The organism is Clostridium sp. K13, from assembly GCF_019734195.1.
Taxonomy (GTDB): Bacteria; Bacillota; Clostridia; order Clostridiales; family Clostridiaceae; genus Clostridium.
The window spans coordinates 64,427-90,541 of sequence record NZ_JAASHM010000006.1; the positions used below are offsets into that span (position 1 = coordinate 64,427).

28 protein-coding genes are annotated in these 26,115 nt (G+C 27.7%); 5 read left to right on the plus strand and 23 right to left on the minus strand.

Annotated elements, in window-relative coordinates:
- The first annotated feature begins 17 nt into the window (after positions 1-17).
- Positions 18-374, plus strand: coding sequence for a tetratricopeptide repeat protein (locus HCG76_RS05645; protein ID WP_221699256.1), 357 nt, complete (start codon positions 18-20; stop codon positions 372-374).
- Between the two features lie 13 nt (positions 375-387).
- Here the strand turns inward: HCG76_RS05645 and HCG76_RS05650 are convergent, their stop codons facing one another.
- Genes HCG76_RS05650 through HCG76_RS05660 form a run of 3 tightly spaced genes read right to left on the minus strand, consistent with a single transcriptional unit; the run spans position 388 to position 3,349 of the window.
- Positions 388-1,443: a transglutaminase-like domain-containing protein gene (locus HCG76_RS05650; protein WP_221699257.1), complete on the minus strand. Its 1,056-nt coding sequence runs from the start codon at positions 1,441-1,443 to the stop codon at positions 388-390.
- Positions 1,444-1,455: 12 nt separating this feature from the next.
- On the minus strand, positions 1,456-2,094 hold the full coding sequence (gene recX, locus HCG76_RS05655) for a recombination regulator RecX (protein WP_221699259.1): 639 nt from the start codon (positions 2,092-2,094) through the stop codon (positions 1,456-1,458).
- Between the two features lie 13 nt (positions 2,095-2,107).
- The gene (locus HCG76_RS05660) at positions 2,108-3,349 is read right to left on the minus strand and encodes a M16 family metallopeptidase (protein ID WP_221699260.1); all 1,242 of its coding nucleotides are present in this window, start codon (positions 3,347-3,349) and stop codon (positions 2,108-2,110) included.
- Between the two features lie 215 nt (positions 3,350-3,564).
- Here HCG76_RS05660 and HCG76_RS05665 point away from each other — a divergent pair, with 215 nt between their 5' ends.
- Positions 3,565-4,251, plus strand: a complete 687-nt coding sequence (locus HCG76_RS05665; protein ID WP_221699261.1) for a response regulator transcription factor — start codon at positions 3,565-3,567, stop codon at positions 4,249-4,251.
- Positions 4,241-5,755, plus strand: a complete 1,515-nt coding sequence (locus HCG76_RS05670; protein WP_221699263.1) for a sensor histidine kinase — start codon at positions 4,241-4,243, stop codon at positions 5,753-5,755. Before HCG76_RS05665 ends, HCG76_RS05670 begins: the two co-directional genes overlap by 11 nt.
- Positions 5,756-5,868: 113 nt before the next feature.
- Here the strand turns inward: HCG76_RS05670 and HCG76_RS05675 are convergent, their stop codons facing one another.
- The 3 genes from HCG76_RS05675 to HCG76_RS05685 all read right to left on the minus strand — a co-directional run bounded on the left by HCG76_RS05675 (position 5,869) and on the right by HCG76_RS05685 (position 8,050).
- Entirely contained in the window at positions 5,869-6,276 is a 408-nt protein-coding gene (locus tag HCG76_RS05675) for a hypothetical protein (RefSeq protein ID WP_221699264.1), read from the minus strand.
- 32 nt (positions 6,277-6,308) lie between these two features.
- Positions 6,309-7,052, minus strand: coding sequence for an elongation factor P 5-aminopentanone reductase (gene ymfI / locus HCG76_RS05680; protein WP_221699346.1), 744 nt, complete (start codon positions 7,050-7,052; stop codon positions 6,309-6,311).
- A 65-nt stretch (positions 7,053-7,117) separates the two neighbouring features.
- Entirely contained in the window at positions 7,118-8,050 is a 933-nt protein-coding gene (locus HCG76_RS05685) for a metallophosphoesterase (RefSeq protein ID WP_221699265.1), read from the minus strand.
- A 162-nt stretch (positions 8,051-8,212) separates the two neighbouring features.
- On the opposite strand from HCG76_RS05685, the gene HCG76_RS05690 reads away from it, so the two are divergent.
- Positions 8,213-9,391 carry an amidase domain-containing protein gene (locus HCG76_RS05690; protein WP_370778436.1) on the plus strand — a complete coding sequence of 393 codons (1,179 nt, stop codon included), beginning with the start codon at positions 8,213-8,215 and terminating at the stop codon, positions 9,389-9,391.
- A 145-nt stretch (positions 9,392-9,536) separates the two neighbouring features.
- On the opposite strand, the gene HCG76_RS05695 is transcribed toward HCG76_RS05690, so the two are convergent.
- The 3 genes from HCG76_RS05695 to HCG76_RS05705 all read right to left on the minus strand — a co-directional run bounded on the left by HCG76_RS05695 (position 9,537) and on the right by HCG76_RS05705 (position 12,198).
- Entirely contained in the window at positions 9,537-11,636 is a 2,100-nt protein-coding gene (locus HCG76_RS05695; RefSeq protein WP_221699268.1) for a sodium-translocating pyrophosphatase, read from the minus strand.
- Between the two features lie 229 nt (positions 11,637-11,865).
- Positions 11,866-12,015 carry a hypothetical protein gene (locus HCG76_RS05700; protein ID WP_221699269.1) on the minus strand — a complete coding sequence of 50 codons (150 nt, stop codon included), beginning with the start codon at positions 12,013-12,015 and terminating at the stop codon, positions 11,866-11,868.
- Positions 12,016-12,045: 30 nt separating this feature from the next.
- The gene (locus tag HCG76_RS05705; RefSeq protein WP_221699349.1) at positions 12,046-12,198 is read right to left on the minus strand and encodes a hypothetical protein; all 153 of its coding nucleotides are present in this window, start codon (positions 12,196-12,198) and stop codon (positions 12,046-12,048) included.
- A 159-nt stretch (positions 12,199-12,357) separates the two neighbouring features.
- Here HCG76_RS05705 and HCG76_RS05710 point away from each other — a divergent pair, with 159 nt between their 5' ends.
- On the plus strand, positions 12,358-12,513 hold the full coding sequence (locus tag HCG76_RS05710) for a hypothetical protein (RefSeq protein WP_195989473.1): 156 nt from the start codon (positions 12,358-12,360) through the stop codon (positions 12,511-12,513).
- Positions 12,514-12,582: 69 nt separating this feature from the next.
- Here the strand turns inward: HCG76_RS05710 and HCG76_RS05715 are convergent, their stop codons facing one another.
- The 14 genes from HCG76_RS05715 to HCG76_RS05780 form a co-directional block, all read right to left on the minus strand.
- A complete protein-coding gene (locus tag HCG76_RS05715) occupies positions 12,583-14,583 on the minus strand; it encodes a YgiQ family radical SAM protein (RefSeq protein ID WP_221699270.1) in 2,001 nt (666 codons plus the stop codon).
- Between the two features lie 277 nt (positions 14,584-14,860).
- Positions 14,861-15,499, minus strand: a complete 639-nt coding sequence (locus tag HCG76_RS05720; RefSeq protein WP_221699271.1) for a hypothetical protein — start codon at positions 15,497-15,499, stop codon at positions 14,861-14,863.
- A 195-nt stretch (positions 15,500-15,694) separates the two neighbouring features.
- Entirely contained in the window at positions 15,695-16,435 is a 741-nt protein-coding gene (locus HCG76_RS05725) for an N-acetylmuramoyl-L-alanine amidase (protein ID WP_221699272.1), read from the minus strand.
- Between the two features lie 65 nt (positions 16,436-16,500).
- Positions 16,501-17,013, minus strand: coding sequence for an AmiS/UreI family transporter (locus HCG76_RS05730; RefSeq protein ID WP_221699273.1), 513 nt, complete (start codon positions 17,011-17,013; stop codon positions 16,501-16,503).
- Between the two features lie 36 nt (positions 17,014-17,049).
- Entirely contained in the window at positions 17,050-18,252 is a 1,203-nt protein-coding gene (locus tag HCG76_RS05735; protein ID WP_221699274.1) for an ammonium transporter, read from the minus strand.
- A gap of 48 nt (positions 18,253-18,300) precedes the next feature.
- On the minus strand, positions 18,301-19,149 hold the full coding sequence (locus HCG76_RS05740; RefSeq protein WP_221699277.1) for an urease accessory protein UreD: 849 nt from the start codon (positions 19,147-19,149) through the stop codon (positions 18,301-18,303).
- Between the two features lies 1 nt (position 19,150).
- Entirely contained in the window at positions 19,151-19,762 is a 612-nt protein-coding gene (gene ureG, locus HCG76_RS05745; RefSeq protein WP_221699279.1) for an urease accessory protein UreG, read from the minus strand.
- Positions 19,763-19,829: 67 nt separating this feature from the next.
- Complete coding sequence (locus tag HCG76_RS05750) at positions 19,830-20,531, minus strand: urease accessory protein UreF (RefSeq protein ID WP_221699281.1); 702 nt, start codon at positions 20,529-20,531, stop codon at positions 19,830-19,832.
- Positions 20,521-20,985: an urease accessory protein UreE gene (locus HCG76_RS05755; protein WP_221699283.1), complete on the minus strand. Its 465-nt coding sequence runs from the start codon at positions 20,983-20,985 to the stop codon at positions 20,521-20,523. The genes HCG76_RS05750 and HCG76_RS05755 overlap by 11 nt, the downstream gene beginning before the upstream one ends.
- A gap of 18 nt (positions 20,986-21,003) precedes the next feature.
- Entirely contained in the window at positions 21,004-22,719 is a 1,716-nt protein-coding gene (gene ureC / locus HCG76_RS05760) for an urease subunit alpha (protein ID WP_221699284.1), read from the minus strand.
- Complete coding sequence (gene ureB, locus HCG76_RS05765; protein ID WP_221699286.1) at positions 22,719-23,054, minus strand: urease subunit beta; 336 nt, start codon at positions 23,052-23,054, stop codon at positions 22,719-22,721. Before ureB ends, ureC begins: the two co-directional genes overlap by 1 nt.
- Positions 23,055-23,067: 13 nt before the next feature.
- Positions 23,068-23,370, minus strand: coding sequence for an urease subunit gamma (locus HCG76_RS05770; RefSeq protein WP_221699287.1), 303 nt, complete (start codon positions 23,368-23,370; stop codon positions 23,068-23,070).
- 104 nt (positions 23,371-23,474) lie between these two features.
- Complete coding sequence (locus HCG76_RS05775) at positions 23,475-24,167, minus strand: carbonic anhydrase (RefSeq protein WP_221699288.1); 693 nt, start codon at positions 24,165-24,167, stop codon at positions 23,475-23,477.
- A 195-nt stretch (positions 24,168-24,362) separates the two neighbouring features.
- Entirely contained in the window at positions 24,363-25,901 is a 1,539-nt protein-coding gene (locus HCG76_RS05780) for an ABC transporter substrate-binding protein (RefSeq protein ID WP_221699289.1), read from the minus strand.
- Positions 25,902-26,115: the final 214 nt, after the last annotated feature.

Here is a 26,115-nt window from a genome sequence, read left to right on the forward strand (position 1 = left end):
ATACTTAGGAGGGTATTATGAGCTATTTTAATGAAGGAAATAAATATTATAATAACAAAAATTATACTAAGGCTATTGAAAACTACATAGAATCTATTGAAATAGGTGAAAATGAAAGCTGTGCATATTATAACGCTGGTGTATGTTACATAAAGCTTAAAGATTTTAATTCAGCTATTGATATGTTAAAAAAAGCATTAAATATACAAAAGGAAAGTAAGTATTATTTTAATTTAGCCTACTGCTATGCAATGCTTGAAAATACTAACAAAGCATTAATTTATTTTAATAGAGCATGGGCCCTAGATGCTTCTGATAAAGATTGTGAAAAAGCCATTAACTTAATAATGTCAAAAAACAAAAAAGCGCTTTAAAAGCGCTTTTATTTTACCATTCCCCAGCAATACTATCAATAATATGATCTTCATAAAAATCATCATTATTAAAGTAATTACCTGCTAAATAAAAAGTAGTATCTACTGGGATCCATTTTTCTATTTCACTTATATATACTTCATTCCATGCATGGGGCCCATATTGAGTTCCATCATATGCACTTCCAGTTAATAATCTAACCTTTAAATTTACTGCTCTAGCCATTGCTACATAAAGACATGAATAGTCAAAGCAAATTCCACTTCTATCATTAAAGGAACTTATTGCTCCACTATTTTCTAGTTTCTCATTATTTAATGCCTTTTCTGCTCTATCATAATCATACTCTAAATTACTTCCTATCCATGAATATAGTATTCGAGCTTTATCCATATCATTATCAGTATTTTCAGTTAATGCTTTTGCCATAGAGTCAATTTCTTCTGTAGACTTAATACCCTCTTCTAATGTTACTCCATTATAATATATAATTATATTGCTAGCTGGAAGAAAATTCTCAACTATTTCTTCTGTAAGTTCACCTGTATTTTTTGCCAATGCATCTGATAATGCAGAATACATTTTATTTTCATTAAAAATGTTTACTTTATTATAAATTCCAATAGTATTATTATAGCTAATTATTCCTATAAAAATAATTGATAAAAATATAACTCCCTTTGCAATTCCCAAAACAGATGATACCCCTACTAAGAGTACACTATTTTGTCTATTTAAATTTAAAACTATAGGAATTAAAATTACCTTTAAAATCTTATATAAAACAAGTTGAATCAAAAAGAATAAAACAACAAACAATGCAATTTTACAAATATCATTATATATTCCACTTAATTTAAAACTTGTTGCAGCTATTTTAGTAATACTTTCAAGTATTACATCTATTTTTAAAGCTATTAATAAAATACTTACTAATATAGAAAAATAATAAAGTACCCTCTCTAATGAAAAACTCACGCTTCTTCTTTTTAATGCTATTTTAACACTGCCAATAATACATAATACTATTACAAACAAACACATAGCATAAGAGAGTATTTCATTCATAAGATTGCCCCTTTATTCCAAATCTTCTGATTTGACTATAGATTTTACAACATCTTTAATCAAATCGTAATCATACCCCTTCCCCATTAAAAACCTATATAACTTCTGTGACAATTTATATTCATCACTTTCTCTTTTACATAATACCTTATATTTCTTTAATGCCATCTCATGTACTACTTCACTTATTTCATCTTTATCAAGTTTATCTAACTCTTCTTCAATAATATTTTCATCTATTCCCTTTTGTAGAAGTGTATATTTAATCTTCTTTTTTCCTTGATTTTTAGATCTATCTTTTACATACATTTTTGCATAATTGGTATCATTTAATAAATTGTACTCCCTTAAGAAATTAATTGTTCGTTTAATTATATGGTCTTCAAACCCTTTTAATGCTAACTTATCTCTTAATTCCTTTTCACTTTTGTAAGTCCTTTCAATTGTCCTTAATGCTGTATTTTTACACTTTATATAATTATCTTCATCAGCTAGTTTTTTAAAATTTTCTACATTTATTGTATCTTTAACTTTTAAGTTTTCCTTATAAACTAATTCAGCACTTATAGAAAAAGCATATTCATCATCAATATAAATATTAACTCTCTCTTTATTTCTTTTACCTAATTCTATTTTAGTTATTATATTCATAATTATTGCCACCTTATGAAGATTTTAATATATGAATAGTAGGTTTATTTAAAACTTTATTTGCTACTTCGTATATTTCATCTGCAGTTATTGTATTTAAATTTTCCATATCCTTTAAAAATTCAAATATATCTTCACCTTCTAGACTTTGACTTAATATATAGCTACAAAGTTCAACAGAATCTTCTAATGTTGATATAACAGCTGTTTTATGAACTTTTTTCATTATATTTAAATCATTCTCTCCAATAATTATTTTTCTAAACTTAATATTCTTAAAAATTTCCTCAATTGCATTAGCTGCATCATCAATATCTTCTTCATCAACAGCTGTATATACATATAAAGTCTTAACATTTTGTGTAATGTCTAAATGAGAGTATATATCGTATGCTAATCCTCTATTTTCTCTTACTTCTCTAAATAATAACGAGTTAGCACTTTCACCTAGCCTGTGATTTAATATTCTTAGTGGTAATTCATACTTTTTATCTAAATCATAAAATGTAAATAAATAAATTATTGTACAAAGTTCTATATTTTCTTTAGTTGTTACTTTCTTTATATCTCTATTTTTTTCATCTTCTACTTCTACCTTAACAACTTCACTTTGCTCCCACTTACTAAACTGCTCTGATATTTCTTTAATAGCCTCTTCATGAGATAATGATGATACCATTGTTATTAGTGCATTGTTAGGTCTATAATACCTTTTGTAGTACTCGCAGAGTTCATCTCTAGTAAATTTTTTTACATTTTCATCTAAGCCTGCAACATCATATCTTAATGCACTCTTTTTAAATGCTACTTCATTTATCTTTTTAAAACTAAAATCCTCTACACTATCCTTGCTAGATCTTATCTCTGCTAATATTACTCCTCTTTCCTTTTCAACTTCTTCTTTTGGAAATTTAGAGCTAATTAACATATCACTTAATAATTCTATTGCATTTTTTAATTCATCCTCTAAACAACTTATAGAATAAACAGTTTGAGAGTAATCAGTATATGCATTGTACTCTCCACCTAAGGCCTCTAAATCATCATTTAACTTTTGAAACGTTCTGTTTTCAGTTCCTTTAAACAACATATGCTCTATATAATGTGAAATTCCCTTTTCACTTAGAGTTTCATTTAAGGCACCAACCTTTACTCCTATGTTAATTGATGAGATTTGGGTATCTTTATTTATTGTTATCACTTCTAAACCATTATCTAATTTATGCTTTTTCACATCAAAATTTATTTTCACCATTGTAACTACCTTCCCCCATCTGAATAATTTTATCTAGAATTATAATATAATATGTTTACTATATAATTACAACATTTTAATATTTCCACAAACCATATTATACCTTATACTCTAATTCTTATATGAAAATATTGTAGATTATTTTATATGATAGTTTATAATTAAATAATAATGTTTTATAATTTATTTAACAAACTATTTTTAAGGGAGGCATTATGAGTAAAACAATATTAATAATTGAAGATGAATTAAAAATAAGATTTCTTTTAAGAGATTATTTAAAGGCAGAAGGTTTTAATATTTTAGAAGCTTCTGATGGTGATGAAGGATTATTTGTTTTTAAGAACAATAAAGTTGATCTTATACTTTTAGATATAATGATGCCTAAAATTGATGGAATAACAGTTTTAGAAACTATACGAACAGTATCCAATCTTCCAATAATTCTTTTAACAGCTAAAGGTCAAGAAGAGGATAAGCTGTTTGGCTATGAAATGGGGGCAGATGATTATGTAACAAAGCCTTTTTCTCCTAAAATTTTAATTGCTAAAATTAAAGCTTTATTAAAAAGAACTATTTCTGACGATGATGACTTTAATCCTACTCAAGACTATAATGGATTAACTATAAATAAATTAGCTCACGAAGTAAAAATTAATAATGAAGCTTTAACACTTTCTCCAAAGGAATTTGAACTATTAGTTTACTTATCTGATAATATGGGTATATCCTTAAGCAGAGATGTGATTCTAGATAATGTTTGGGGAATTGATTATTATGGTGACTTAAGAACCGTAGATACAAATATTAAAAGATTACGTGAAAAACTCGGCACAAAGTCTAATTATATTGTAACTGTTAGAGGAAGTGGTTATAAATTTGAGGTCCAAAATGAAAAATAGTATTTCAAAAAGAATAACATTAATAACTTTTGGTCTTATATCAGTAGTATTTTTATTAACTTTTTTATTTCAAAATATGTTTTTTGAAGAATTTTATTTATCCAAAAAAACTGAATCATTAATACTTGATGTTAAGAGAATTAACACATTATATTCATATCAAAATTTCGATACTGATGCATTAAAAAATGCTTTATTAAATTGTGAAGAAAAAAATAATTCACGTATTGCTATTTTTTCTTTAGATGGAAAACTTAAATACTTATCATATCTTGATGATAGTAATTTTGATGATATGAAATCTCTTACTGACTTTTGTAATGAGTTATTATCTGAACATGAGTTAATTGAAGAAGTTTTAAGGACTAATAAAATACAAAGTACTATCTTTACTAATAGATATAGCTCATATAAAAAAATAGGAATAATTTCACCAATGTCTCTACAAAGCAAAAACGATTCTATACTTATTTCAGTATCATCAGTTCAGCCAATAAAAGAGGCCGCAACTGTAATTCGTAGCTTTTATTTCTATATATTTATAGGTTTTTTAATTTTAGCAATTTTCTTATCAAGAATTTATTCTAAATTAATAAGCAAACCACTTATTAATTTAAACAATATTGCTAAACGAATGTCAAACCTTGATTTTGATGCTAAATGTGAAGTAACTTCTGATGATGAAATTGGAAGCCTAGCTAATACACTTAACTTTTTATCATCTAATCTTGAAAATTCGTTGCAGACATTACAAGAAAAAAATCTCCAATTAGAAAGAGATATAGAAAAAGAAAGAAATCTTGAAAATATGAGAAAAGACTTTGTATCAAGTGTAAGTCATGATTTAAAAACACCACTTGGAATAATCAGTGGATATGCAGAGGGTTTAAAAGACGGAATAGTGTCTGGTAAAGATGCCGAAGCATATCTTGAAACAATAATAGATGAAGCAACTAAAATGAATCTTTTATTAATAAATATGCTTGATTTATCTAAACTTGAATCAGATACTATTAATCTTAATTTAGAATCATTTAATATAGTAAGATTACTTCAAGGAATGGTGAAGAAGTTTACATTAGAACTGCAAAATAAAGAATTAAAAGTTGCTTTTAATTTACCTCAATATGCATATGTAGAAGGGGATATTATGACATTAGAAAGAGTTGTTCAAAACTTATTATCTAATGCAATAAAATATACTCCTAGGGGAAATACCATTATTATTTCTGTTTTTGAAAGCGAGCTAGTATATTCAATTTCCATTGAAAATCAAGGAATTACTATTCCCGAAAAAGAACTTGATAATGTTTTTGCAAAATTCTATAGGCTTGATAAATCTGGAGATAGAAGTAAGAATAGCTACGGTCTTGGTTTAGCAACAGTTAAAAGAATTTTAACTCTTCATAACAGTGATTTTTCAATAAATAATGGTCAAAATAGCGTTATATTTAAATTCACACTAAAAAAACAAGACCTAATAATAACTGAAGATTTTGAATAAAATTTCAAACTAATTTAAGTAAAAAGAAGAGATAAAAGTTAAGGTTGAAACCTCTAAGAAAGTTTCAACCTTAACTTTTAACCACTAACTGTAAAAATACTTTTCACCTTTATTTAAATATAGACACGATCTATTTTTTTAAATATTATTTCTTTCTTCACTTCTAAGGTTTCTTTATCAACTTCTACCTTAAAAATATTAGGACATCCTTCTTCTCTCCACTTTTTCATAAACTTTGCATTAGCTTCTAAAATATAGTAATAATTTTCATCAAAATCATCTGAAAACTCTAAATATGCTAATTTACTATATCTATCTATTTTTATATTCTTTTTATCTAGATTTTTAATTATTGGAATGAAATATTTTAATGGAATCTCATATTTATATGTACCCTTTATTTCCTTTCCATCTATTAAGGCTCTCTTTAAAAATCTACTCTCTTTTTCATCTAATTCTTTAAATCCAAGTTTAAATATTGGTTCATTAGATCTATTTTTATCTATTTTTATTTTTATCACATTAACCACCACTTTTACTATAGCTTTACATATTATAGAAATCCACCATCAACTCTAATAATCTGTCCTGTTAGATATTTACAATCATCATTACATAAAAATAGAACTGTTTTTGCAATTTCACTTACATCTCCAAATCTATTCATTGGAATTTCATCTACTAATTGATTTTTTTCTTCTTCACTTAAAAAATTATTCATTTCTGTATTTATAACACCTGGTGCTATTGAATTTACTCTTATTCCAAAGGGTGCAACTTCCTTAGATAATGATTTTGTAAATAAATTTAATCCACCCTTTGTAGTTGAATATACAACTTCACAAGATGCACCTGCTTCACCCCAAATAGATGAAATATTAATTATATTACCATATCCTTTTGATATCATATGATTTAATGCATATTTTGATAAATACATAGGTGCTAAAAGATTAGTATTTATTAACATATCAAAATTATCATCCTCAACATCTATAAATAATCCAATTTCTGATTTTGCTGCATTATTAATTAAAATATCAATTTTTCCAAATGTATCAATAACCTCTTTTATAAGCTCTTTACATTCCATTTTAATTGATATATTCTTTTTTATTATTTTAGCATAACCAGCTAATTCCTTTATTTCTTTTAAAGTCGAATTAGCTCCTTCATCATCTTTAGAGTAATTTATAATAACACTAGCTCCATTTTGTGCTAGCTCTTTTGCTATTGCTTTTCCTATTCCACGTGATGCACCAGTAACAAGTGCAACTTTTCCTGTTAAATTGCTCATCATTTTCTCCTCTCTAGTTTTATTTATATTATAATTTAAATTTACATTTATATCAAAATAATATATTATTTATTTCTTCTTACTCTTTCCTCCTTAGCATATTGTAAATATGCTGAAATATCTGCAGGACCTGCAATAATTTTTCTAGTTACCCAAAGAGAGCCTGTATCTTGTGCATCTATTATCCACTTTACTAATTTTATTTTTCCTTTTTCTATTTCAATAGCTGTAATAGACACTGGATAAACACAACATCCATCATTGAAATATGGTGGATCATATAAATCTGGAAATCTACTATTATGGGTATGTCCGCAAATAATCATTGTACAATTGTCTCTAGCCCAATTTTGTAACTTTATATCTACCCTGCTTCTTTTAGTTTTACTTTTTGCTGATCTTGTTGGATCTTTAAATCCAGCTACACCATTTAAAAATCTCCATATATATCTAACTAAAAATTCGTTTACCTTCCATATTTCATTATTACAAAAATCTATTTGATGCCCATGAGTAACTAATATCTTTTCTTCAAGAGGTTTATACAATAAATTTATTCCTGCATAATACTGATTATTATTTATAAATTTAATAAACTCTTTACCATAATTAGCACCTATTTTTCTTAAAGATTTTTCTTGTTTTTTAATGAAATTTTTTTGTTTTTTTATAAAATCATGATTACCATAAATACAGTAAATATCATTTTTACTCTTAAATTTATTAAATAATTTATATATATCATCATAAAAATATGCTATTTCATTAAAATTTTTATTTTTCCATAATTCATCTCCATCACCAACTTCTATATAAGTATAATTGTTTTTTAAATAATATTTTAGTGCTGTTATATATATATTTCTATTTGGTAAAAGAGAATCTGCATATGTTCCATCACCTCTATGAACATCTGAAATTAATACAATTTTACTATCATTATTAAACTCTAAAGTAAATCCATTATCATAAATATCTTTTAATTCTTTCTCTGACATATAATCCCCATTTTTCAATATTATATGGTTATATTATGAATTTAATTTACTATTTGATAATTTTTATAATTATTTATATAAATTTTGAACTGATAGCACAAACTATAGTAAGACTTATTTGTATATTAAATTTCTGAATTAACAAAAGAAAAATAAGGAGTAATGAAAATGAATAACTTATTACTAAAAAGAAATCAATTTTTATATAAGATAACTTCATTTATTTTAATTTTATCAAATTTAAGCTGTCTTACTGTAAAAGCATTAGAATCTCCTGAAAATAGTATTAATACATTTCAGCAAGAATTAACTAATATTTCTATTGAAACTGATGATAATAATGAATTAAAACAACAATTTCAACCTTTAATAGAAAATATTTTTTTAAATAGAAATTCAGCTATATTAACTAGAGATTGTGAAGGTTTAAAAGAATTTTATGATTTAGATAAAAAGGTTGGAAAATGGGCTTATGAAAATGAAGTTACTAAAACTAAATATTTTACTAACTGGTGTGAGAAACAATCTGTTTCATTTACAAGAATAAACTCAATAATTAAAGTTTCAAAAGTTAACGAAATAGAAAAGGATACCTATAATGTTATTTGTTATGCATGCACAAAGTTTTGTTACAGCTACGAGGATGAACCTAATATTGAAAACTACTTTAAGCTTGGAACATGTCATTATATAAATCTAAAAAAAGATAATGATAAATATATAATTATAAAAGAATGGTATACTGATCCATTAGCTGATTCACTTGAACTTGACAATATAAATTGTTCTGAAATTAAAACTACTATTTTATCTCACACAAAACCTGATTTTACAATAGATGAAAGAACTCAAAAAGCTATTGACTACGCTCATGAATACTGTGGTATTAGCGATAATGAAGAACATCTATTTAAATATAATAAAGAATATAAAAATTTTAATCCAGATGGTGGAGATTGTGCTAATTTTGCATCTCAAATTATGTTTGAAGGTGGAGGATTTAAAAAAAATGATATATGGAATTACTGTAATAAAAGTGCTACAAAGGCATGGATTAATGCACAAGGCTTTAAAAACTATTTAATAAATAGTGGCCGAGGCTCATATATTGCAAAAGGCTACTATTGTGAAACATATAAAGATTCTTTTAATCTTAGACCTGGAGATATTGTTGCTTATGAAAAGAAAGGAAGAATAACTCATGTTTCTACTGTTACTGGATTAGATTCTAAAGGTTATCCTTTAGTAACTTGTCATAATACTGATAGAATGCTAGTACCTTATGATTTAGGTTGGAGCAATAGTAATATTAAATTCCATTTTATAGATGTACATTATTAATTATAAATTTAATAAATGGATAATTAAGGTTGGAACTACTATGGCAGTTCCTTCAAAATATATATTTTTTAGAAACTCCCTAAGTAGTTCATTCCCTTAATTATCCATTTTCCATTACTTATTAATAAATTACTTTGTAATTTATTTAAAAGATGTGGAAACTTAAAATTACCATACCAAATACAATAGAAACTATAGACATTAATTTAATCAATATATTAATAGCTGGTCCTGACGTATCTTTAAATGGATCTCCAACTGTATCTCCAACAACAGCACCTTTATGACATTCTGAACCTTTACCTCCAAAATTGCCAGCTTCTATATGCTTTTTAGCATTATCCCAAGCTCCACCTGAATTAGACATCATAACCGCTAAAACAAATCCAGAAATAGTTGCTCCAGCTAATAATCCTGCAACACCATTAGGCCCTAAAATTATACCAACTGCTAATGGACTTATAATTGCTATTGCAGCAATTACAAGAAGTTCTTTTTGAGATGATTTTGTACAAATATCAACGCAAGAAGCATAATCTGGTTCTGCTTTTCCTTCCATTAAACCTTTTATTTCTTTAAATTGTCTTCTTACTTCTACAACTATTTTACTTGCAGCCCTTCCAACAGCACTCATAGTGCAAGATGAAAATGCGAAAGTAACCATTGCTCCAATAAATGCCCCAATTAAAACTTGAGGATTTAATATTGATAAATCAAATTCAAATGCTAAATTATTAGTTATAGCCATTTGTTCAATTGAATTTTTGTATGCTGCTATAAATGCTAATGCTGTTAATGCAGCTGATCCAATTGCAAATCCCTTTCCTGTTGCTGCAGTTGTATTTCCTAAAGAATCTAATGCATCAGTTCTATCTCTTACTTCATGAGGTAATCCAGCCATTTCTGCTATCCCCCCTGCATTATCTGCAACAGGTCCATAAGCATCAGTAGCTAAAGTTATTCCTAAAGTAGATAACATTCCTACTGATGATATTGCTATCCCAAAAAGACCCATATTAAAATTATTAAATCCTCCTGATGCAACAAAACTAATTAAGATAGAACAACCTATAATAATAACAGGTGCTGCAGTAGACTTCATACCTACTGATAAACCAGTAATTATTACAGTTGCAGGTCCTGTTTTTGATGACTCTGCAATACTCTTTGTAGGATTATAATTATCGCTAGTATAATATTCAGTAAAGAATCCAATTAATAATCCAGCAATAAGACCACATAAAATTGAGAAATAAACACCAATATTTTCTCTTCCTAAAATGTTATTTACTATAAAGTAAGATGCTATAGCAATAACTATTGCAGAAAAATATGTGCCTCTTCTTAATGCACTTAACAACGCTTTTTGTGATACATCTTCTTTAGACTTAACAAAGAAACTACCAACTATTGAAGCCATTACTCCAATAGAAGCAATAACTATAGGAATTGCAGCACCATTTACTGATAAACCTGCAGCTACAGCTAATGCACAAGATGATAAAATTGAACCAACATATGACTCATAAAGATCTGCTCCCATACCAGCTACATCACCTACGTTATCACCTACATTATCTGCTATAACAGCTGGATTTCTTGGATCATCTTCTGGAATACCAATTTCAACTTTTCCTACTAAATCAGCCCCTACATCAGCTGCCTTTGTAAATATACCACCACCAACTCTTGCAAAAAGAGCCATTGATGATGCACCCATACTAAACGTTAACATTGTTGTTGTTATTATAGTAATTCTTTGATCTACTGGAATTGCTCCATAATACCAATTTAAAATAAAATACCAAATACTTAAATCAGTTAATGCTAATCCAACAACAATTAATCCCATTACTGCTCCACTTGAAAATGCTACTCTTAATCCACTATTTAAGCTTTTAGTACATGCATTTGCAGTTCTACTATTAGAGTTTGTAGCAATTTTCATTCCCAAATATCCACTTAATCCTGAAAAAATACCTCCAGTTAAAAATGCAAATGGCATAAAAATACTAACAAATTTAAATTGAGCTAATATAAATAAAATAATAAACATAATTGCAAAAAATATTCCAACACCTTTATACTGACGCCTTAAAAATGCATTGGCCCCTTTTCTTATGCTACTTGCAATGTACTTCATCCTATCGGTACCTTCATCAACTTTAAATATTGTGTAAGTATAAAATGCAGCAAAAATTAATGCCAAACTTGCTCCTACTGGTGCAAAAACTATTAAGTTCATAATTTCTCTCCCCCTCTTTTAAAATAATTTTTATACTTTATTATAATCATTCTATTTACATAATAGAATTTAAATAATAATCAATATTCCTGATATTATGACATTAATTTAACAAATAAAATTTAAATAGACCTTTGTTTTTAAAATATTAAAAAGCAATACAAAATATACCATTATCATAAAAATAATATATTTTATATTGCTTACAATTTTTATTATTATCTATATTTTAAAAGCCCTTTTTCTTGGCTTCAATACCACTTTCATTAAGAGCAGGTTCTTCTATTGTTGTAATATATTGATTTTTAGGATTATTATTTTGAGTTTTTACTCCATTCTTTAAATAATTTTCTTTAGTATATTCTCTCTTATTTTTCATATTATCTCCTTACACACTATATAAAATCAATTAAAATCTAGGATCTATCTCATCTCTTTGTATACGTTTTAAATCTTTTAATCTTAAATGTGTTGTATCCATTATTTTTTCCCAAGACTCACCATCAATAATCATTCTTTTCGCTACGTCTCTACTTAAAAGTGTATCTAACTTCTTCATCATTACAACCTCCTTTTATCTTTTGATACTATTATTTTATGGCTTTTTATAAAACTTATTCGAGTTATTAATTTCAAAAACTTACATTAAATTAATTTTATTTTTAGTAATAAAAAAAAATTTTATTAATATAATTTAACATAATGAAAGGAGAGATGAAAAATGAGTAAACAAAAACGTGGAAAATACATTAAAACACTTCCTAACTGGAGAGGAACTTGTCCTATATGTGGTAGAAAAAGAGTAAAATTAGTTTGGACTAAAAAAGACGAAGAGGGTAATACAATTAATATTTGTAAAAAATGCTCCCTTACTTAAATATTTTAAATATTTATTTATAAAAGGTATAGTAAAAAAATATTTACTATACCTTTTTTGCATTATTTATTAACGTGTTCTACTATTTTTCCCTTTAGAACTTCTATTATTTTTAAAATTTCTAGAATCTTTATTTTGCTTAAAGTTATTTCTTCTTTCTTTATTTGAAGAATTTTTATTACTTTGTTTTCCATTGTTTCTTGAAGAATTTTTGCCTTTTGAATTCCACTTAGATTTTGGTCTAACTAATCCATGTGATTCTTTATATCTTTGCTCCTTAGATTTTATTAAACACTTAGGTCCATTACCTATTAAATCCTCTCTTCCAGCCTTCATTAAAGCATCATAAACTATATTATAATTCTTTGGATTACTAAACTGTAAAAGTGCTCTTTGCATAGCTTTTTCTTCTTTAGTCTTAGGAACATATACAGGCTTCATTGTTATAGGATCTAAACCAGTATAGAAAATTGTAGTTGATAAAGTCCCTGGTGTTGGATAGAAATCTTGTACTTGTTCTGGTTGGTATTTTATATCTCTTAAGTATTCTGCAAGTTCTATTGCTTCCTTTAATGTACTTCCTGGATGACTTGACATTAAGTATGGAATAATATATTGTTTTTTTCCAGCTTTTTCAGTTAATTTAAAGAACTTTTGTCTAAATTGCTCATAAGTTTTTCCTGCTGGTTTTCCCATATGCTTTAATACTTCTTCAGATACATGCTCTGGTGCAACTTTTAATTGACCACTTACATGATGTTCAACTAATTCTTTAAAGAATGTATCATCCTTATCAGCCATTACGTAATCATATCTTATTCCTGAACGTACAAATACCTTTTTTATTTTAGGTAAACTTCTTACACTTCTTAGTACATCTATAAATTCCTTATGATCTACCTCCATATTCTTACATACGCCTGGACTTAAACATTGTTTAGTTTTACATGCACCTATAGTTAATTGATGTTTGCATGCTGGTTTTCTAAAGTTTGCTGTAGGTCCACCAACATCATGAATATATCCTTTGAAATCCTTCATTTCTGTCATTTCTTTTGCTTCTTTTACTATTGATTCTTTACTTCTACTTTGAACAGCTCTTCCTTGGTGGAATGTTATTGCACAGAATGAACAGTTTCCAAAGCATCCTCTTGATCCTACTATACTAAACTTAACTTCTTCTAATGCAGGAATTCCACCCATTGATTCGTAAATAGGGTGATATTCTTTTGTAAATGGTAAATCATAAACAGCATCTAATTCTTCTCTGTTTAAAATAACTTCTGGTTTGTTTACTACTAAGAATTTATCACCTTGATCCTGAACTATGGTTCTTCCTCTCATAGGATCTTGCTCTTGATATGTAACCTTAAAAGCTTCGCAATATTTAATTTTATCGCTAGAAACCTCTTTATATGAAGGAATGACAATATGATCTTCATATATTTCATCTAAGCTATCAGCTAAATAACATGTTCCAGGTATATGTCTTATGTACTTTGCCTCAAATCCTTCATTTAAATAATTAGCAACTTCTACAATTTGCTTCTCACTCATTCCATATATTAAAAGATCAGCTCCACTATCTGTTAATATTGACTTTCTAACTTTATCAGACCAGTAATCATAATGAGCAAATCTTCTAAGACTTGCTTCTACTCCACCAATACAAATATTTATATTTTTATATGCTTCTCTAATCTTATTACAGTATACTATAGTCGCTCTATCAGGTCTAAGGCCCATTTTTCCGCCTGGAGAATATAAATCTTTCTCTCTTACTCTCTTACTTACAGTGTAATGATTAACCATAGAATCCATATTCCCCGCATTAACTAAAAAGGCAAGTCTAGGTCTTCCAAGCTTCATAAAATCATCTGTACTATGCCAATCTGGTTGAGCTATAATACCTACCTTATATCCTGCATGTTCTAGTACTCTAGAAATAACTGCAGTACCAAAACTATGATGGTCAACATATGCATCTCCTGTTACTATTATGAAGTCACATTGTTCCCAATTTCTTTCCTCCATATCAACCTTACTTATCGGTAAAAATTTATTATTCATTTAATCACATCTTTCATTATTTTCTTTTCGCATCTATTTAAAATACTTTTTTCTTATAATTCGACATCTATTAATATACCATCTAATTTTATTCTTGTTAATACTTCATGTGAAATTACCATAATATTTATTTATAACTTAATTATTTCCTAATATATAATTTTAAATCTTTTAATTCTTTTTAAATAAAAAAAAATAAAACTTGATTTAACTTTTCTTATTATTATTATTATAAGAAATTTTTATCAAGGTTTATTTTTTATAAATTTATGTTATTTTAAAAAGATAATGTATTACTTAAATAGGTTCCCAATCTTTTCAGCATAAATGGATTTTTGTCTATACCATCAAATAATGCTAATATTTGATTCTTATTTAAATCCATATGATTTTCTAATTCGTCAAGCATATTATCATCCTCAAATTCTCGTACTAGTTCCTTTCCTATATCATTTACATTTTTAAAGAATTCTAATTTGCTAAATATTCCAAAGTTTTTATTTCCTCTTGAATTTGTTATATTAATAAATTTTTTAAATTTATCTAAAGTAAAATTATTTTTTAAATTATTTATTATTTCATAATCATGTCTTATTTCTCTTAAAATATCACACTTTTCATTATTATCAGTTTCTTCAATAAGATCTATAGTCTCATAATCATCTAATGCATCTAAAAATATTGTATCTTCTTCTCTTCCAAAAGCTTTAGTTATATAAGTTGATGGTATTACAACAAACTTAATAAATCCAATAAGCTCTTGTGTTGATTTAAATGAATACCAGTTACAAAAGAAATCTCTACTATAAGAATTTATTAAAGAAAACTTTAGTACATATGCATTAGGTTTAATATCTGCATTATCCTGATTCACTAAATAATTTTGCCAATAATAAATTAAATCATACTTTTTCAAGACTACACCTCCCAACACTATACATTATTGTTTCTTTTAGCTTGTACATTTGTATATATAAAACTTCTTTTTATATTTTATGATTATGATTTATAACATTATTTTATCCATAATTTATATTTTTATTACTAATTCCCAATCTCCCTCCCCCTAAAACTTAAATTTAAAGCTACAAAAAATTATGTAGCTTTAGATTTAATCAACTTTTGAAAGTTCTTCACAATATTTATCTACAGATTGTGAAACACATTCCATTAAAAGTTTTTGATATGATGGATCTGATAACATCTTATCTTCGTTATAATTACTCATAAATCCCATTTCTAATATAACTACCGGTACTCTAGACCAATTAAATCCTGTTATATCACTTCTTTCAAATATTCCATTAACTTTAACATTATTATCTTGTAATTTTTGTTTTAAAATCTCAGCATATCTATTACTTTCACAATAAATATTTTTAGTATGCTGACCATCTTTTGATGGCACTAAAATTGTTGCTCCAGTTTTTCCACCATCATTAATGCTATCACAATGAATTCTAATTGTAATATTAGCATTTGCATTATTAGCAATTTCAGCCCTCTCCGCGTTACTAATATTAACATCCTCTGTTTCTCTAGTCATAATCACATTATAGTTTTTTTGAATTAATAACTCTTTTAATATCATTGCTGCTTCTAAATTAACAACATGTTCTGCTTTCTTTGTTGCAACTCCAGCAGTTCCCGATGATACTCTTGGTTTTTTATTACTAGAACCAGGTGCAACAGGTTCACCTTTACTATCTCCCTTCCCTTGATGACCTGGATCTATACATACCGTAAAACTCTCACTTTTTTCACCTAATTTATAAGCTTTTATAGTAATTGGTGTAATTAAATTAAATATAATTAATATACATATTAAAGATATAAAAATTTTTTTTCTCATTATTCCTCCATTTATTTTAATTAATTAAGAGGCCAATACTTAAGTATTTAGCCTCTTATATTTTTTTATTTAGGGTACATATTTATTAGTAATAAGAATCCTGGAATCCAAGCAGTAAATATTCCATCAAATACTGATAGATATCCTACAAACTTTCCTAAATTCTTTTTCATTACAAGTTCTATAAATCCAGTTAGCCATAATAATCCCCATAATAACCATATAAAGATCCAATATATATTTCCAACTGTAAAGTCTATAAATTTTAAAGTACTACCATCGATAAATGCTAAAGGTATAGTATTTATTGCAACAAATAAGCAATACCAGCCATATAACCTTCCATCCAAATTAAAAATACTTCTTGCTGCAATATAGAGATAAGTAAAGCCAAATAATAATCCTGTTCCTGCAGCAAAATAATTACCTTGTATTACTGCTACTATATTTAAAATGAAGGACAACATACCAGTAAATACATTAAATACAGCACTTGATTTGGCATCTACATCAGAAAGCCTTCCTATTCCATTTAAAATAAGAACTACTCCAACATAGATTAAAACTACGCCTAACATATTTCTCCTCCTTTGTGTTTTCTATAAAATATCTTATTAATCCACTTTAGTTTCATAACTTTCACCAAAGAATTCTTGATCTAATCCTTTTCTTTGGATTTCTTCACTTACTTTAATTGATTTAGTCATATCAACTACTTTGAATATTATAAATGTTACTAAAATAGAATAAACTCCTATTATTGCAGCTCCTAAAGCTTGAATTAAGAATTGATGTAATCCTGCACTAACTCCATTTATACGTGGATCTGCAAATATTCCAATTAATAAAATACCTAATAATCCACCCATTCCGTGTACTCCCCAAACATCTAGTGCATCATCCCACATTTTTCTTTCAAACTCAACACAGAAGAAACATACTAATGCACCTAGTGCACCTATAATTAATGCACTTAAAGGAGTAATATATCCTGATGCTGGTGTTACAGTTGCAAGACCTGCAATAGCTCCAATTATTGCTTCAAGAAATGATGCTTTCTTAGCATACATTACATGTAAAATTAACCATACTATCATTCCTGATGCTGAAGCTACACCTGTGTTTGTAAAAACGATTGCTGCTATATCTGCTGCAGCTATTGTTCCGCCTGCATTAAATCCGAACCATCCAAATAGCAATAAACCTGCACCTATTGCAACTAATCCTAAATTGAAAGGTCCTTTTTCATTTTTAACTTTTCTTTCTCCAAGAACATAAATACCACCTAAACATCCAAATCCAGACGTTATATGTATTACAGCTCCACCAGCAAAATCAACAAATCCTAGTTTACTTAGGAATCCACCACCCCAAACCCAATGTGCAACTGGGAAGTATATTAAAATCATCCATAGTATCAAAATTTTAACCCATCCACTAACAGTTAATCTATTTGCAAATGCACCTGTCATTAAAGGTGCTGTAATAATTGCAAACATCATTTGATACATAAAAAATAGTATAAATGGTATTGTTTCGCTATATCTTAAATCTACTGTAAATGTTACATCATTAAATGCAAAAAATTGCAATGGATTTCCTATAACTCCACCAATGTCATCACCAAATACTAGACTAAATCCTCCAAATATCCATAATAAAGCTACTATACCTATTGCAATAAATATTTGAAACATTATAGTTAGGGCATTTTTTCGTTCAACTAAACCACCATAAAAAAATGCTAATCCTGGTGTCATAATTAAAACAAGTGTTGTAGCTAATATCATAAATGCTACGTCACCATGAATAATCATAGAATCACTCCCTTAATTTTTCATTTGATTGACTCTTAAATAAAATTTTTAGTACTTTCTTATAATTAAATCTTTAGATCCTAAAAAGTTTTTTCTAATATAATTATGACAAGCCCCTGTTACTTGCTCTATATGTTGTGTCAAATTTCCTAATACTCTGAGAACAAATCCATTAACCTCTAATTTTGATATTCCAAAATCTACAGGTAGATTTAATTTTCTAATTATTCCTCTTAATTCTTCTATTAATTTATCATCCACATTATTATTAATAACTAATAATGTTCCAAAATTTAGATATTTCTCAAAAAAACCTAACTGTGTTACATCATTATTATTAGGATTAACAATTAAATTATCTAATAATACCAACTTATTATTTACAAATACATTGCTTTTTAACTGTACACTATTATACTTAAAGTTTTCTCCTTCTGGAGACCATCCGGCCGTAATTCCATCACTATAAATTAATGTTGAAGTTTCATCTAAATATATATTATTAACCTGTTTATATATAGCATCCTTATATAAAATAACATTATCAGTTATATATTCTAAGACACTATTTTTTCCTAATTCTATTTCAGTTTCTTGTTGTGTCTTAATATTATTTAAACACTTATATACCTTTGCTGCTGCTTGAGTTGTTATAATAGCTCTTGCATCATCTTTTAATTTGAATACATTCTTATACTTTTCTCCTTCAATATACCCTCCACCAAGTTGTAATAAATAAAATGTAGGTATATTTTCTCTATCCATTTTGATAGTTGGAGACACCTTTACTAATCCTTCATAAAACTTTTTAGTTGCAATTGTTTTATTATCTTTTTTTTCTAATACTAAGTCTATTACTCCAGAATATTCACTTTTAATTTTAGCTTCCTTAAACATATTATGAAATTCCTTCTAATAAGCAGTTTTTCTTAATCCAACTAATTACACTTTGAATTCCTTCATCAGTTTTAAGGTTAGTAAAAATAAAACTATTCTCATCTCTAAAAGCTAATGTATCTTGTCTCATAATTTCTAAATTTGCTCCAACATATGGTGCTAAATCAATTTTATTTATAATGAATAAATCACTCTTTATCATACCTTGACCTGCTTTTCTAGGAATTTTTTCTCCTTGTGCAACGTCAATAATATATATTGAAAAATCTACTAAATCTGGACTAAATGTTGCAGCTAAATTATCTCCACCACTTTCTAAGAAAATAATATCTAAATCATCAAATCTTCTTTTCAACTCTTCTAATGCTTCAAAGTTCATTGATGCATCTTCTCTTATTGCAGTGTGTGGGCATCCTCCTGTTTCGACTCCAATAACATGATCTTCACTTAAAACAGAATTTTTAACCATGAACTTAGCATCTTCTTTAGTATAAATATCATTAGTTATAACAGCGCATTTATATTCACTATTCATTACTCTCGTTAATCTTTCTATAAGTAATGTTTTTCCACTACCTACTGGTCCTCCTACCCCTATTACTACTGGTTTCATATACAACACCCTTTCATAATTCAATATAAAGCTTTATTGCAAAAATATTTTTCAAATTTAAAGCTACTTAAGACATAAACAATCTAAACTCCATAATTTCATGCTTAATTTGAGACAATTCTAATCCTGGACTATTAGCTCCAAAATAATCATCATCTAAATTCATAATAGTCTTATATAGACTTTCAAAATTTTCACTAAACTCTTTTAGTAATAACTGACCATCTTTTTGCCCTAAAGGAATAGTTCTGACAGCATTACTAATAAGTGTAGAAACTGTACTATACATATGATAAATTATAGCTTCCTTTAAATTAAAACCTAGAGAATACATTAACATTCCAAATACAATTGCTGGATGTCCAAAGGCTTCTTTATTAGTCATTTTTCTATTATATTCCTTTAATAAATCAAAATCATATAAATCCAAGAATAGTTTAACCATTCTACTTGCAACTAATTTCCCACCATTTCTACTTTCTATAGCTATAGTTTGAACAGTAATACGATTATCTAGATTCCATATACCTTCTATATCACCATTATCTAAATATTCATATAACATTTTTATTGCCAACCCATCACTAAATATAAATTGTTCATTTAAATAAACCTTTAACCATTCTCTAAAAGTTTCTGTATTATAAATCTTTTTTAATCTTAAATACGTTTCCATACCATATGAATGATTAAATGAACCAACTGGGAAATTTGAATCACATATTTGAATTACCTTTAAAACATCTGCAACGTTATTATTAATTGGCATGTGTATGAGTGTGCCCAAATTCCACGTGCCTAAAAGCTTTTTTAAGTTTTAAGTTTTCTCTAGAATAATTTATTTTATCTCGCTTTAATTCACCTTCTACTAATGCATCATATTGAATTATCATTTTTCCATCTTCAAATTGTGCTTGTAAATGTCTATTTCCAAGGCTATGTGCTATAATACCCATTTCTGTAATATTAGTTGGTCTTATAACTAAAACATCATCACTCTTAATTTTAACTATTATCATATTCTTATCATCATGATAAAGTATATCTCCGTCTTTTAATTCAACATTTTCAGATAATGCTATTCCATATTCATGATTATGATCTGAATTAACTCTCATTATCCTTTTTAATGCATCTTCACTATTTATATATATTTTTTCAATATGTAAATTGTTTAAATCATTTATATCATCTATATTTCCTAATACTTGATTAAAAATCATATAAACCTCTCCTTATTATTAGAATAAGAAATATCTTTGTGCTAATGGTAATTCACTTGCTGGTTCACAAGTTACTAATTCTCCATCAACTGTAACATCATAAGTTTGAGGATCTACTCTAATTTCTGGAGTAGCATCGTTAAGCTTCATATCTTTCTTAGTCAAATTTCTAATTCCACTTACTGGTAAAACTGTCTTTTCTAATCCTAATTCTTCTTTTACTCCGTGTTCATAAGCATATTTAGAAACGAAAGTTATACAAGTTGTTTCTTGTGCCTTTCCAAATGCTCCATAACAATCTCTATACACTACTGGTTGACATGTTGGGATAGAAGCATTAGCATCACCAATTATTCCTCTAATTGCCATTCCACCTTTAATAATTAAATGTGGTTTAACTCCAAAGTATGGTGGTTCCCAAAGTACTAAGTCAGCAAGTTTTCCAACTTCTACTGAACCTATATATTTAGACATACCTTGTGCTATTGCAGGATTTATTGTATATTTAGCAATATATCTTCTAACTCTATTATTATCGCTATATTCACTATCATCTGGGAATGTTCCTCTTTGTTTCTTCATTTTTGAAGCTGTTTGCCAAGTTCTTGTTACGACTTCCCCAATTCTTCCCATTGCTAATGTATCAGAACTCATAATACTAAAAATACCCATATCTTGGAATATATCTTCAGCTGCTATTGTTTGATGTCTAATTCTTGAATCAGCAAAAGCTATATCTTCTGGTACTTTTGCATCTAAATGGTGACAAACCATAAGCATATCTAAATGTTCTGCTATTGTATTAATAGTATACGGCTTTGTTGGATTTGTTGATGCAGGTAAAATATTTATTTGTGATGCTACTTTCATTAAGTCTGGTGCGTGACCGCCTCCTGCACCTTCAGTATGATATGTATGAATTACTCTACCAGCAATTGCTTGAATAGTATGTTCTACAAATCCACCTTCATTTAAAGTATCACTATGTAAAGCAACTTGAGTATCATATTTTTCGGCTGTTTCTAATGCATAATTTATAGCTGATCTTGTTGCACCCCAGTCTTCATGAACTTTAAGTCCAATTGCACCTGCTTCTATTTGTTCAGCATTAACATCAATATTAGCTCCGCTACCTTTTCCTAAAATACCTACATTTACTGGCCATCCGTCTGCTGATTGAAGCATTTTTCCTATATTCCATGGTCCAGGAGTAGAAGTAACAGCATTTGTACCATCAATTGGACCTGTTCCTCCACCTACTAATGTAGTAATACCATTTTCTAATGCAACTTGAGCACATTCTGGATGAATATAGTGAACGTGAGTATCTATTCCACCAGCTGTTAAAATTCTTCCTTCACCTGCTAAGGCTTCAGTTCCAACCCCTACTACAAAGTCAACATTATCCATTGTGTCAGGGTTACCGCCTTTACCTATAGCAATAATTTTTCCATCTTTAATACCTACATCTGCTTTATATATTCCAGTGTAGTCTACTATAGTTGCACCTGTTATAATTAAATCAACAACTTCTGGATTTTTGCTAGTTTGAGTAGCATTTTGACCCATACCATCTCTAAGAGTTTTACCTCCACCAAACTTACACTCGTTTCCATATCCTGTATAGTCTTTTTCAATTTTTATGAAAAGGTCAGTATCTGCAAGTCTGATACTATCCCCTTCTGTTGGCCCAAATAATTCTGCATATCTATGTCTATCAATTTCAAAACTCATTACTTTTCACCGCTCCCTTTTGACATTCCATCTAAGAATCCATCGCACATATTTCTAATTCCATAAACTCTTCTATATCCACCAATATTAATTAAGTTTACTTCCTTCTTATCTCCAGGTTCAAATCTAACAGCTGTTCCTGAAGGGATATCTAATCTTTTTCCCCAAGCTGCATTTCTATCAAAATCTAAAGCATCATTTACTTCATAAAAATGATAATGTGATCCTATTTGTACTGGTCTATCCCCAGTATTAAGAACTTGTAACTTTATGGCTTCTTTCCCTTCATTATATTGAATTGTTCCTTCTTGTATTTTTAATTCACCTGGTACCATACTTCAGCCCTCCTTATTTAATTGGTTCATGTACTGTTACTAATTTAGTTCCATCAGGGAACGTACACTCAACTTGAACTGCATGAATCATTTCTGGAACACCTTCCATAACTTCATCTTTAGATAAAATTTTTGTTCCATAGTCCATTAAATATTCAACTGTTTTTCCTTCTCTAGCACCCTCTAGCATTTCATCTGTTATTATTGCCATAGCTTCAGGATAATTTAGTTTTAGTCCTTTGCCTTTTCTTTTACGGGCTACATCAGCTGCAACAGCAACCATCAATTTTTCTTGTTCTCTAATTGTTAAATGCAAAATAAATTCCTCCTTTTTTTCTTATAATAAACATAAAAAATTGTTACATATTTGTTATTTTTCCTACATTTTTATATTTTATTCTTTTTGGTTAGCTTTTTTTCTTATTCGTTAAAAGTTACCTTTCCACCCAAGTCATAATAAGCTCCAACAACCTTAAGTTTACCTTGATTTATAAGAGCCTTAACTGCATCATCTTCTGATACTTCTTTAACTACAGCATCTACATTTGCGTGAATTGCATCATCTATTGTTCCATCTTTATTTATACTAGGTGTTATTTTTTCAACAAATGATTCCATATTTCCAGTTACTTTCTCGCCCTTAACTACTTCGTTGTATGTTGCAGTTACAGCTCCACAGCTTTGATGTCCCATGACAACTACTAAAGGCGTATTTAATTCCTCCACTGCATATTCAATAGAACCCAAAGCATCATCATCAACTACATTTCCAGCTAATCTGACATCAAATATTTCACCAAGCCCTGCATTAAAAACAGTTGTAGGCGTCACTCTTGAATCAGAACAAGATATAATTACTGCATAAGGACTTTGACCATCTTTTAATGCATCTCTTCTTTGCTGTCCTACATTTCTTAATATTGAAGTATCAGTAACAAATCTTTCATTACCCTCTTTCAACATTTGTAGTGCCTCATCTGCTGATGATACTTTTGTATCTACAACTACAATTTCAGCAATACTTTGGTTAGGTGTATTATTTGTTGTATTATCTCCGCATCCTACTAATAACAAAGAACTAATAAGTAAAACTGTTATTAAACTTTTATTCATTTTTCTTTCCTCCTTCTTATATAAATAAAATTACATATATTTTTTATTACATATGCTAAATATAATATGAACGAAAATTTAATAACATATTCATAAATTTATTTTTCTATTAAAATTATGAATATTTCCCTTGGCTTAGTTATTATATTTATTTTAAAATTTTGCATTTAACATTTTAATTTTTTATTTTTAAATTTATTCTAATTCCCATTCTTCTACATTCCAAAATATCCCTACGCCATGGTGCCCTAATATTGTTTCTGTTGATATTCCTTTTATATTACTCTTAGCTATATAAATTGCATCTATATATGCTAAGAATGTATATGGCATATCTTTTGTCATTTCTTCTTGAAATTCTTTATAGTATTTCAATCTTTCTTCAAATACATCTATATGCCTTGCTTCAGTAAGTAATTTATCTATTTTACTATTTGAATATGCATTAAAATTATCACCACCATTGGTTGTAAATACTTTATATGTATGATTATCAGGATCAAATGGACTTCCCCATCCTACTAAAAAGGCCCCTTGATTTTTCCAATCAATATTTGCATTTACAACAACTTTCACATCAACTCCAACCTTTTTTAACTCTTGTGATAAAAAATTTGAAATATCTAATCTTTCTTGGTCACCCTCCATAGAAACTAATTCAAAACTTAATTTTGTTCCATCTTTTTCATATATTCCATCATTACCAATTTTCCATCCTGCATCTTCTAATAACTCTTTAGTCTTATTAGGATTATAGTCGAATTTTTCTATATCAGGATTATTGTATTTTCCCATTTGTAGAGGTGAATATGCAACTTCACCATATCCTAATAAAATGTTATCTACTATTTCCTTTCTATTTACTGCATAACTTAAAGCATTTGGTAACTCTCTATTTTCTTTAAATAATGGATAATTAAAATTGTACATTATTCCTCGATAATCAGAAGTCTTCATAACATCTATTACAAATTCATTATTTCCTTTAAATGTATCAATATCTTTTGGTGTAACTTGTGCTAAATCTAATTCCCCACTTTTTAATTGAACTACTCTAGCTTTTGTATCATCCACTATCTTAAAAATTATTTTATCTATCTTAGGGTCACTTTTGAAATATTCCTCATTTTTTATAAGTGTTATACTTTGACCTTCATCCCAATTGCTAAACTTATATGGCCCAGTACCTATAGGATTTCTATTAAATTCAGAAGTAGTAATATCTTGACCTTCCCAAATATGCTTAGGTAATATTCCTACCGTTAAGTAATCTAATAAAGCAACATTTTCATTTTTTAAAACAATTTTTAAAGTATTGTTATCAATTATTTGGATTTCATCTATATCTATATAATTAGATACTATTTCTGATCCTACCTCTGGATTTAAGATAGTCTCATAAGTAAATTTCACATCTTCTGATGTAAATGCTTTTCCATCATGCCATTTAACATCATTCCTTAAATAAAATGTATATGTTAAATTTTCTTTATCATATTCCCATTTTTCTGCTAAAGAAGGTACTATATTATTATCTTTATCATGAGATGTTAATCCATTAAACAATAATAAATTAATTTCTCCATGCTCATACAAAGCTGGATTTATACTTGTATAATCATTGCTTCCATATACTAATACATTTTCATTTTTTACATTTTCTTCACCTTTACAGCCTATACTCACCATTAAAGTAATAATTAATATAATACTCACTAATCCTTTTAACTTCATAAATGTCCCTCCAAATAATTTAAAAATAAAAACCACGAAAAAGATAACGAAAAAACTTTCTTCGTTAACCTTCGTGGTTAATATAATTACATTTTATTATTTTATTACTAAATATAAGCCCTCGTGACTTATATAATTTTAAAATTATATAAACTATAAATATTAGAGTTCATAACTTATATTATGGTGAAATCTAATATAATAAATCAAAAAA